Raw genomic sequence first — 9,531 nt, 5'->3', positions numbered from 1 at the left:
GGCAGGCTATTGCCGCTGATTTTGACGGCGATCGTTATGCCGATCCGGCTTTATACAACACCAATGGCACATGGCAGGTAAAACTTTCCACGGCCGGTTATCAGACAATCACCGCAGAAGGTCTGCTGGGATTTGCCGGCTGGACGGCGGTGGCCGCCGACTTTGACGGCGACGGCAAGGTTGATCCGGCGATCTACCGGGCGGAGACGGGCTTGTGGATCGTGATCCTCTCGTCGTCAAATTATGGCGTTGCAATAATTGATCCGTGGTTCCTCGGAGGCGCCGGTTACATCGGCATGGGCGCCGACTTTGACGGCAATGGATACGCTGATCCGGCGGCGGCAGACACCTCCGCAGGCAACTGGAAGATCAGACTTTCCAGCGGCAATTATATCCTGGTTGATCTGCCGAATTTTCTGGACGAATGAAATAAAAAAATAAAAGGTTTTTCCCCGCCCCGTTAATTCTTCAGCCACTTGATTTTCAGCCTTACGGGAACAATTATTTCCTGCCTGCCTTTGAGAGTTTTGTTTCTTTTATTTTATGATTTTTATTTTCCGCAACCATTCAGATACCTTGTTTTGAGCGGTTTTAACCTCCTTGCCCGGAATCGCAAAAGCGTCTAAAAAGCTCGATTTGGGGCAAAGTTCTGAGATGTCCGTAACGCTTCGGGCTAAACCACCGCTGCCATGGGTACAAAACGGCACAATAACTTTCCCCGAAAAATCGTATTCCGACAAAAATGTTCTGACCGGGGCTGGAATCGTACTGCACCAATTAGGATAGCCAACGAAAACCAGATCATACGACTTGATATTCTCAACTTTTGTTTTCAATGCTGGTTTGTAGCCGGGAGCAAGCTCTTCCCTGGCCTGTTTTACCACCGCATTGTAATCATCAGGATACGGCGTTACGGTCTGGATTTCAACAATATCACCGCCCACGAGTTTATGAATTTGATTGGCAATTTCACGAGTGTTGCCGGTATGTGAAAAATAAGCCACCAGTATTTTGTTGGTTCCTGAAAGAGCCATATCTTTCTCCTTGTTTTTATCTACCGTATTTGACGCATTAATTTCCTCAGCGGCGAAATTAATTTGAACCGGCAGGCCTAGTAATAATGCAGCAGTTATCGGGAGAGCATTCTTAATAATATTATTCACAATTGATGCCTTTCATTATAACGGGTAAGACCACTCACCTGAGTAAAGCGGAAGCTCCAGGTTGCCGTAACGGTAAACTCCGTTTTTTATCTCCATTTTCGCGGGTAACGGCATCGTATCTTTCCAGGTTCAATTTAGATCTTATATGCAACACCGGCGATCAGCTGCACATCATTCTTGTCCTTATCCCTGGCGGGCCGGTTGTTGTATTGATCCTGAAGCACGATCCGCAGGCTCAAATCTTTGGCCATTGGGGCCTCGGCACCTATTTCAAAATTTATGAAATAGTTGCTGAAGTCATTGAATGCAGGCAACAGCTCCACCGACTCCCAGAGCTTGGACTTCTCCAAGAACTTGATTTCGTAGCGCTGGGCCACGCGCAGGTTGACGGTGTTGTTGATGTCGCCCTCCCGCCGCTGGCGCACGTAGGCCACGCCTGCTTCGGCGCTCAGCTTCTGTAGATCGCTCTTCAGGAAATAGCGCCCGACTCCGGGACCCATGATCAGGCGGTAATCAATACCGGCGATGGCATCATGCATCAATTCACCGTTGGCGTAACCGTAATCACGCTCGCTGAACAGACGCCGGTAATCGGCGGTGCCCTTGGCATTCTGAACGGTCGTCTGCTCCGTTTTGTTTGAAGCGCTGTTCCCGGTCAAGGCGCTTTCGCCGTAAGCGCCCTGCAGGCCAAGCCGCAGTTCGTTTTCATTCCTTATATATTCGGACAAAATCCCTCCATTGACGAGGAGCGTCTTGCTGTTGCCGCGGGTCAGGTTGAGCCCCGCGTTAATTTCCGAATTCCAGCCTTCCTTTTTCGCAGGCGCCTGCGCGGCCGCTGCTGCAGGGGCGGGGGCCTGAGCCGGGGCTACGGCTGCCGCGAGCGCCATGGAAGCCACGAGGCCAACCAGGAACGACAACCTGAAATAACGCACACAATGCATAGGCAACATATTTATTTTCCTTCCGATACGTGTAGCCCATCAGGCGGACTTGTTGGTTTTCAGCAGGTCCCGGATTTCAGCCAGCAGCTTTTCCTCGGCTGAAGGCGCCGGCGGCGGAGGGGGAACAACTTTCGCCTCTTCGCGGCGACGCATGGCGTTTATGCCCTTCACCAGCACGAAAATGGAGAACGCCACGATTGTGAAATCTATAACCGTATTGATAAAAATGCCGTAGTTAAGCGTCGCGGCCCCGGCCGCCTTGGCCGCCGCCAGCGTTGGATAAGTTCCCGTGCCCAGCACTATGAACAGGTCGGAAAAATCCACATTGCCCATAATTTTCCCGATCGGCGGCATCAGGACGTCCGCAACCAGCGAGGAAACGATTTTGCCGAAAGCCGCCCCGATGATTATGCCGATCGCCATATCCATCACGTTGCCGCGCATCGCGAACTGCTTGAACTCCTTGATCCAGCTCATATTAACCCTCCTTGTTTTATGGCAGAAATGCAATGAAAGAACCTTCCTGCATTAAATATATCCCTTATCCTCCACTCATCGCCCTCCGGGCGATGAGTGCCCTGCGTAGTTGAGCTTTGCGAAACGACACAGGTCTATTATCTTATAATCCAAGCGTGCGTAAGGGGCAAGTCTCAATATTCATTTGTGAATTGATAATGTATTTTCTGGGAGCGCCTTTGATGGCGCGACCTGGATTTTCTTTCCGAGTTTCTGGCTGATGCGGAATATCATTTCTGGCCCAGTTTGCTACAAGGAAATAATTTGCCGCTTCTTATTGCAGAGCAAATGTTCCGGGAAACGGTCTTTTCAAGTTTTTGTCTCCATAAAGCCGGGTGCTCAATTGCCGTATTGGATTTTTGGACGTTGTCTTATATCCGGCTTTTTTCAGTTCTTTGTAAATTTCGGCTATACGCAACGGCTTGCCTGCTTTCTCAAGCACCTTGACCACCAGTTTTTTCAGGTTGCCGCGTTTGCTTTTTATAAACCCAATTTTTCGCTGTGCTTTGATCTTTCTGTGAACAGCAACCTTTGACTTAACGGCTGCTCCGCCCAACACTTCCTGTAACTGCTTTTGAAGCCGGTCGATCCGGGTATTCAGTTTGTCAATCTTGGTGCGGATGTTCAGGGCTTTTTTTAATTGAGCGGCTGATAATTCTGAACGCATGGCTCTCCTTATTTGGGGATTAACTGTTATTAACTGTTCAAACTTACGGAACTATATCAGAGAGAGGGAAAATGCACAAGGCAGAGAGGAATAAATTTTGTGTTTTGCCAAAGCGGGCGCAGTTAATACCCCGTTCTTTTGGCTTTCCATCTTCCCCATGCTTGTTATTATTGTATCGAAATAGAGGCGAATTATTACCTGAAATGTCAAAAACCGTGATGAAAAGCAAGAAAATAATGCTGGGTAAGGATGATGCGGGATGAAGCATATGCGCGGTGCATTTCGTTCGGAAAATCTCCGGCGATTCCGGCGCATCTGGCCCGTCGCCGCCTTTTTCTAACCAAATTCGCACCACATGGGGAAGGAAGCATTAATAACATTGGGTTGCGGGCAGAGACCGCTTTGGTCTTCATACCCCGCCAAACAGTTTTTTTATGCCGGATTAGAATTCCTAAAATATGTCCAAATTTTTTATTTTCATACCCGAATATTGCACGAATTTCGTGCAAAATTCAGGTCATAGCATTATTCATTTACCTGCTAACGGGAATAAATTCACCGGCCGGATTTGAGCCGATTGTTGAACCCGCCGGCCAGACACAGTGGCGGCCGGGACCGGGCGCCCTGAAAGCGGCCGGAGCGGCGGACGGGGTGAAATTTTCCTGCGTTTTCAACGCGGACAAAACGCGGCTTTACTGGGACTGCCCGGCGGCGGCCGACCTTTCCGCCGCCGCCACGGTTGAGATGGAACTGACCGCCCCCGCGCCGGAAGCGGTCCAATCAATCGGTCTTTATCTGAAAAGCGGCCGGGGCTGGTATCTCTGGATTCAACCGCTGGCCAGGGGCGGCCGGCAGAAGTTTTTCTTTCAAACCGCTTCCGCCGCCACCGAAGGCAAACCGGCCGGATGGAATAAAATCAACGGCGTGCGCGTCAGTTTCCAGAATGAAGCCGCGGCCGATTCATTTGTGATCCTCAACGCCCTGAAAGCCGGCGCCGGCCAAATCATCCTGGTAAAGGCAACCTCCTCGGCGCCGGACAAAGACGCAAGGGCCGTGGCCCGGAAAACAACGGCGCGGATCGCCAAATGGCTCGGAGACGCGGGCGTGGCGCATTCCATTCTGGACGACGATGATATTGCCGCGGGAAAACTCCGCTCGGCGGCCGTCATTATTCTCCCTTACAATCCGCAAATCAACGACCGGGAAATGCGCCAACTGGGAAAACTTGCCGCCGGCGGCGCCCGATTGATTGTCTTTTACGGCTCCAATCCGCAACTGGCAGAAATGCTCGGCATGAAACTCGGCAAATACCAGGCGGCCGGCGGCCCGGGACACTGGAACGGTTTCGTTTTCAACAATTCGGCGCCACCCGGAATGCCGGCGAAAGTGATCCAGGAATCCGGCAACATTTACACCGTGTTCCCGGATTCGGAAAAGAGCAGGATTATCGCCCGCTGGCAAGACTCAGAAGGCAAAACCCTGGCCGACCCGGCCTGGGTTTTATCGGAAAAAGGCGCCTGGATGACCCATGTCTTACAAAGCGAGGACAGCGAACAGAAGAAAAAAATGCTTCTGGCCCTGCTCGGTTATTATGACCAGTCGGTCCGGAACGCGGCCGGGAAATATTTTTGCCGGCGGCAGGAATACCGTCCGCCGCCGGCCTTGAAGGCAAGGCAAAACGAATTCCGCGGAGTATGGAACCATTCCGGCCTGGGGCTTTACCCGGGCGACTGGAATAAGACCTGCCGCCTGCTCGCCGGCGGCGGCATAACCGCCGTGTTTCCGAACATGCTCTGGGCCGGCGCGGCCCACTTTCCGAGCAAATACGCCGGACGGATGGTAAGCACCGTCCAATTCGGCGACCAGATGGCGCAATGCTCCGCCGCCGCCCGCGCCACCGGGCTTGAAATTCACGTCTGGAAAATATGCTGGGACCTGCAAAACGCTGACAAACAATTCATTGCCGGCCTGCGCCGGCAGGGGCGCCTGCAAAAAAACGGCCGGAATGAATCCCTGAACTGGCTGTGCCCCTCCGATCCGGCCAATAGCGCGCTGGAAGTAAATGCAATCCTTGAAGTTTTAAACCGTTATGATGTTGACGGCATTCACCTGGATTACATCCGCTATCCGGACGAAAACTCATGCTATTGCGCGGCCTGCCGGCGACGTTTTGAAAACTGGTCCGGCGCGGCAGTCAAAAAATGGCCGGCCGATGTTATTTCAGGCGGAAAGAGCGGCGCCTATAAGACCTGGCGCGCTTTGCAAATTACGGAATTTGTCAGGACCGTCCGCCGGGAAATGAAAAAAGCAAAACCATCCGCCAGGCTTTCGGCCGCCGTTTTTGGAAAATATCCGGAATGCGCGGAAAGCGTCGGCCAGGACTGGGGATTGTGGCTCAGGGAAGGGACGGTTGATTTTGTGTGTCCGATGGATTATTTTCCCTCCGTTTCCATCTTCCGCACAACCCTGGCCCGCCAGTTATCGCTTCCCAACGGCAATAGACGCGTTTATCCGGGCATCGGCGCCACCTTGAGCGAAGGCGACCTTCCTCCCGAAATTTTCCTGGAACAAATCCGGGCATTGCGCGCCGGCGGAGCCGGCGGATTTGTGCTCTTTGATCTCAACCCGTCGCTGGCCGCCAATTTCCTGCCGCTGCTCGGCAACAACCGGGAGCGGTAACACCCGCCGGCGGAAAATCACAAAGCCCGCCAATCCGATTGCAATTGACAATATCGCGACCTTTTTCCTGAGATCAAATTCGCTTCCTGCCATAAGCGCGGAAGCGGGCCGGACTCTGGCCGGTTGTCCTGCTGAAAACCTTGGTGAAATGATAGCGGTCGCAAAAGCCGGTTTCCTCCGCGATCTGTTCAATGCTTGTTCTCCGGTCATGAATAAGCAGGCAGGCTTTTTCAATGCGTTTTTGGCATAGATATTCATGCGGCGACAGCCCCAATTCGCGCTGGTAGAGACGCAACATCGTGCTCACGCTCATATTCATCTGGCGCGCCAGTTCCAGATAGGAGAGCGAACGCTGGAGATTCTCTTCAATAAAAGTCATGCTTTTGGCCAGATGTTCCTGAATTTGCACAGGCGGCATGTCTTCAGCCGGAATTTTTGAGAGCAATACATGAATCAATCCGCGCACGGCCGTGATTAGAATAGGATTGTTTGTTAAACAGTCCTCATCATCCAGCGGCATGGCTTTTATGGCGTCAGGCATATTTCCCTCGGCCTTGAATACATAAAGCTTGGAATGGAGTCGGTTAAACGGAGCATCGGCCAGGAAATGCACGCCGAAATGCGTTACCGGTCCCTGCGCCATCCGCTGACTGAGCTCGGTATTCGGCGGCACCAGCACAATCCTTTTTGAGGTCAGCGCAACAATTTCGCCCAGGCAGCGGATGGTCGCGGCCGACCCGCTGCCCCAATACAACCGCCAGAAGGGAAGTTTGGGATGGTCGTAATGCCATTTTCGCAAAGAGCACTTTTTTATGCACAAAAGACGCACTTTTGGGTCGTAATAAAGCTCCATGACATGAAAATACACAAAAATGATATTTTTGTCCATTGCGAAATATGATTATTTCAAGTATTTTTCTTTTAAAAAAATACAACCCGGATCGGAGCACACCCATGAACTATTATTACAAAGTCAGACATTTACTGAAGGAACTTGCGCGGCCTGTTCACTGCACAAGCATTAGAAATCGGAATTACAAACCCGAAACAACAACATCTGATCTGTCGGCTGGCTATCGGCTGGTTATTCCTCATGACAAAAAGATACATTTACTTGACCGGAGCATTCATGATTTTCATCGTTTCATGTCCGTGGCGATGGAGGTGAAAAACCCCCGGGGTCGCTATGAAATCCAGGTCGCGCTCGAGACGCCAAAATGGCGCAGCCGCAACGCCTCAGAAGTCTATCAAATTGAGGTGCAGCCGCAGCGTTGTCTAATTACGTCAAGCGATGTTGAGGGCATGCGCCGGGCTTTGATTTATCTGGAAGATGAAATGACCATCCGACGCGCGCCAACGCTCCCCTTGGGCAAAGTGTCGCGCCGGGCGCAAGTGCAGGCCAGAATTTCACGTTCCCCCTGTGCGCCATACCGCTGGCAATCAGGATGGGAATTGGAAGACAAATATGATTATTATCCGGATGAATATTTGAACAAACTGATGCATTGCGGCACGAACGGCATTTGGGTCGCGGGATTGTTTCGACGCTTGATTGCCTCAAAGGTGTTGCCGGAACTGGGGCCGCGCAAACATTGTCTTGAGAAATTAAGAAAGTTGACCGAAAAGACGGAGCAATACGGAATCAAAGTTTATCTGTTCTGTATTGAGCCGCGCATCGTGCCCAAGGACCATCCGGTGTTTGCGCGTCATCCTGAAATTATCGGCAATACCCGGATGTGCAGTATTTGTAATTCAATATGCATTTCCTCTCCCTTGGTGCGCAACTACATCCTTGAAGTGGTCGGCGCACTGTTTCAACAAGTCCCGAAGCTGGCCGGTCTGATTAATATTTTCAATGGCGAACGCGGAACTACCTGTTGGCCGGATAAGGAAACCGTTCAAAGCTGTCCGCGCTGCCGGAAACGCGGGCAAACAGAAGCGCTGGCCGACGGTTTAAACCTGTTTTATGAGGGGATGAGCAAGGTCAATCCCTCGGCAAAAATGATTGCATGGAGTTACGGAAAGTTCGACCAAGAGGCAAATGCCTTGAAAGCAGCCCTGGTCAAGCGCATTAATCCCAATATTGTCTGGCTGGAAAACATGGAACATGGCGGCATCAAAAAGATATGCGGCAAAGACGTTTCCACCTGCGAATATTCGCTTTCTTACGAGGGTAATTCCAGCGTTTTTGAAAACCTGGCCAAAATTGCCAGGACGCGCAATAGAAAAATGTATGCGAAGCTTCAAATCGGGACAACGTATGAATTGTCATCTTTGCCATATTTGCCTCTCCCGCAGACTGTGCACCGAAAGTTCGCCAAAATGCACAAGTTTGGCGTTTCAGGAACTATGGAAAGCTGGATCATCGGCGGTTATCCCAGCCTGATGCTCAAGGCGGCCGGCGAGGCGGCTTTTGCGCCCTTACCGAGAGAGCGGCCTTTTCTGGAGCGTTTGGCCGGAATATATTGGGGAAAAACAAAGGCTAAACGGGCGGCTAAAGCATGGGAACATTTTTCCCGGACTTTTAGGCAATACCCCTGTGCAAATGAAGTTTTTTATTATGGACCAATCACCCGCAGTCCTGCTTATCAGCTTCATCTGGAGCAAGAAAAACGTCTGGCTTTGCCGTATAACTGGGGATTACATCGCAACCGAAATGTCCAGCCCCACGAGGACCGCCTTGAGCGCTGGCTGGGACCATTCACGCCAGAGGATTTAATCAAGTCATTCCGGACTATGGGATATGATTGGAATAAAGGGGTGCGGATGATTGAGTCTATAATCAGGTCTTTTCCTGCCGGCCCCGGCCTGAAAAAGCAGTATGCCGTTGCGGCTGCGGCCGGATTGCAATTTTTATCAACGGCTAATGTCATTGAGTTTTATCAGCTCAGAGATTATTTACATAAAAGCGAGCCGGCAGTCCAAAAAAGACTATTGCGCAAAATGCGGAATACAGTGCTTGATGATATCGCGTTGGCGCGCGCAATGAAAAAATTTTTGCGAATGGAAATATTCATTGGGTTTGAGTCGGAAATTTATGATTACAGCTATTCCGGAAAATTGCTTGATGACAAAATCAAACAGGCGAAAAAAGTATTGCAAACCCTGTCCAGTTGGCAGAAAACAGGAGTTGATCATTCTGTTTTGAACAGGATTATAGCAGGCCCCCGCCAGCCGGCGCTTACGGAGAGGGAAAAGAATTATAAACAGTGGATAAAATATGGCGATTAACAACTCAAACTTTGGGAACCGCGCCGACCCGCATTTCGCACAAGAACTTGCAGTCCACCCCCCGTTTGCGCGTATCTTTCCAGGATGGGGATCACATTGCCCTTTAACCTCTTAAACGCCCCTTCGGAGGGGCCGACGCTTGTCCGCCACGGCGCTAGGCGCAAGGACGGAAGGCCGGAATGGGTTCCGCTCCAACTTTTGCAATTGACATCTCCATTCAATTACGGAAATATGAATTTAACGCCATCGCTAAGGCGGCAACCCACGGAAAGGCGGAATCCTTGCATACAAAAAACAGGCGGGCGGGAATGAGGACGTTATTTGGACCGGCAAT

At 51.2% G+C, this 9,531-nt stretch carries 8 protein-coding genes; 3 read left to right on the top strand and 5 right to left on the bottom strand.

Annotation, left to right across the window (positions count from 1 at the left end; genetic code table 11):
• A partial coding sequence (locus PHP98_06685) for a hypothetical protein (GenBank protein ID MDD5483322.1) occupies positions 1-428 on the top strand: 428 nt, incomplete at its 5' end.
• 108 nt (positions 429-536) lie between these two features.
• Here the strand turns inward: PHP98_06685 and PHP98_06680 are convergent.
• From PHP98_06680 to PHP98_06665, 4 genes are all read right to left on the bottom strand, one after another.
• Positions 537-1,163, bottom strand: coding sequence for a flavodoxin (locus PHP98_06680; protein ID MDD5483321.1), 627 nt, complete (start codon positions 1,161-1,163; stop codon positions 537-539).
• Positions 1,164-1,297: 134 nt separating this feature from the next.
• Entirely contained in the window at positions 1,298-2,113 is an 816-nt protein-coding gene (locus PHP98_06675) for a DUF481 domain-containing protein (protein ID MDD5483320.1), read from the bottom strand.
• A gap of 30 nt (positions 2,114-2,143) precedes the next feature.
• Positions 2,144-2,581: a large-conductance mechanosensitive channel protein MscL gene (gene mscL / locus PHP98_06670; GenBank protein ID MDD5483319.1), complete on the bottom strand. Its 438-nt coding sequence runs from the start codon at positions 2,579-2,581 to the stop codon at positions 2,144-2,146.
• A 313-nt stretch (positions 2,582-2,894) separates the two neighbouring features.
• Positions 2,895-3,287 carry a winged helix-turn-helix domain-containing protein gene (locus tag PHP98_06665; GenBank protein MDD5483318.1) on the bottom strand — a complete coding sequence of 131 codons (393 nt, stop codon included), beginning with the start codon at positions 3,285-3,287 and terminating at the stop codon, positions 2,895-2,897.
• A 651-nt stretch (positions 3,288-3,938) separates the two neighbouring features.
• On the opposite strand from PHP98_06665, the gene PHP98_06660 reads away from it, so the two are divergent.
• Positions 3,939-5,966, top strand: a complete 2,028-nt coding sequence (locus PHP98_06660) for a family 10 glycosylhydrolase (protein MDD5483317.1) — start codon at positions 3,939-3,941, stop codon at positions 5,964-5,966.
• Between the two features lie 73 nt (positions 5,967-6,039).
• On the opposite strand, the gene PHP98_06655 is transcribed toward PHP98_06660, so the two are convergent.
• A complete protein-coding gene (locus PHP98_06655) occupies positions 6,040-6,855 on the bottom strand; it encodes an AraC family transcriptional regulator (protein ID MDD5483316.1) in 816 nt (271 codons plus the stop codon).
• A gap of 65 nt (positions 6,856-6,920) precedes the next feature.
• Between PHP98_06655 and PHP98_06650 the strand changes: the two genes are divergently transcribed.
• Positions 6,921-9,197, top strand: a complete 2,277-nt coding sequence (locus PHP98_06650) for a hypothetical protein (GenBank protein MDD5483315.1) — start codon at positions 6,921-6,923, stop codon at positions 9,195-9,197.
• The last annotated feature ends 334 nt before the right edge of the window (positions 9,198-9,531 follow it).

This window comes from Kiritimatiellia bacterium (assembly GCA_028715905.1).
Lineage (GTDB): Bacteria > Verrucomicrobiota > Kiritimatiellia > JAAZAB01 > JAAZAB01 > JAQUQV01.
The sequence above is the reverse complement of the archived record's forward strand: the minus strand, read 5'-3'. Positions and strand labels throughout refer to the sequence as shown.

Excerpts from the sequence above, each read along its gene's own strand:
- PHP98_06675 (MDD5483320.1), bottom strand. The coding sequence starts at position 2,113 with ATGTTGCCTATGCATTGTGTGCGTTATTTCAGGTTGTCGTTCCTGGTT.
- mscL (MDD5483319.1), bottom strand. The coding sequence starts at position 2,581 with ATGAGCTGGATCAAGGAGTTCAAGCAGTTCGCGATGCGCGGCAACGTG.
- PHP98_06665 (MDD5483318.1), bottom strand. The coding sequence starts at position 3,287 with ATGCGTTCAGAATTATCAGCCGCTCAATTAAAAAAAGCCCTGAACATC.
- PHP98_06655 (MDD5483316.1), bottom strand. The coding sequence starts at position 6,855 with ATGGACAAAAATATCATTTTTGTGTATTTTCATGTCATGGAGCTTTAT.
- PHP98_06650 (MDD5483315.1), top strand. The coding sequence starts at position 6,921 with ATGAACTATTATTACAAAGTCAGACATTTACTGAAGGAACTTGCGCGG.